1 protein-coding gene is annotated in these 959 nt (G+C 48.6%); it reads left to right on the top strand.

The window, feature by feature from the left end; genetic code table 11:
• On the top strand, positions 1-959 hold a 959-nt coding region (locus tag R7Q09_RS24525; protein ID WP_318143744.1), incomplete at both ends, for a DNA gyrase subunit A.

Consider the following 959-nt stretch of genomic DNA (forward strand, 5'->3'; position numbering starts at 1 on the left):
CAAAATACAAAAAGTCTGCACGTACCGTTGGTGACGTGTTAGGTAAATACCACCCGCACGGTGACTCTGCATGTTACGAAGCGATGGTATTAATGGCGCAACCATTCTCTTACCGTTACCCACTGGTTGATGGTCAGGGAAACTGGGGTGCTCCGGATGACCCGAAATCTTTCGCGGCAATGCGTTATACCGAAGCGAAACTGTCGAAGTTTGCAGAAGTATTGCTTGGTGAGCTAGGTCAGGGCACCGTGGAATGGCAACCAAACTTTGATGGCACGATGAAAGAGCCTCAAATGTTGCCAGCACGTCTACCTCATATCTTGTTGAATGGCGTAACGGGTATCGCGGTTGGTATGGCGACAGATATCCCACCTCACAATGTTCGTGAAGTGGCTGACGCAACTATCCATCTGATCGACAATCCGAAAGCAGAATTGCCTGAAGTTATGCAGTTTGTGAAAGGTCCAGATTATCCGACAGAAGCGGAGATTATTTCGCCTCAAGCGGAAATTGAAAAGATCTATCGCAACGGCCGTGGCAGCATCAAGATGCGTGCGGTATGGCATAAAGAAGGGTCAGACATCGTCATCACGTCGATTCCACATCAAGTGTCTGGCTCGAAGCTGCTTGAGCAGATCGCAAACCAAATGCGTGCGAAGAAGCTACCAATGGTAGAAGATCTTCGTGACGAATCGGATCATGAGAACCCAACTCGCATCGTAATCGTGCCACGTTCGAATCGCGTCGATTGCGATTTGCTGATGAACCACTTGTTTGCATCTACTGATCTAGAGCGTAGCTACCGTGTTAACTTGAACATGATTGGCTTGGATAACCGTCCTCAAGTGAAAGGTCTCGTACAGATCCTATCTGAGTGGATTGAGTTCCGCCGCAGTACCGTGCGTCGTCGTTTACGATACCGATTAGACAAGGTGATGGCTCGTCTACACATCTTAGAA

The sequence above is a fragment of the Vibrio sp. 2130-1 genome, assembly GCF_033339515.1.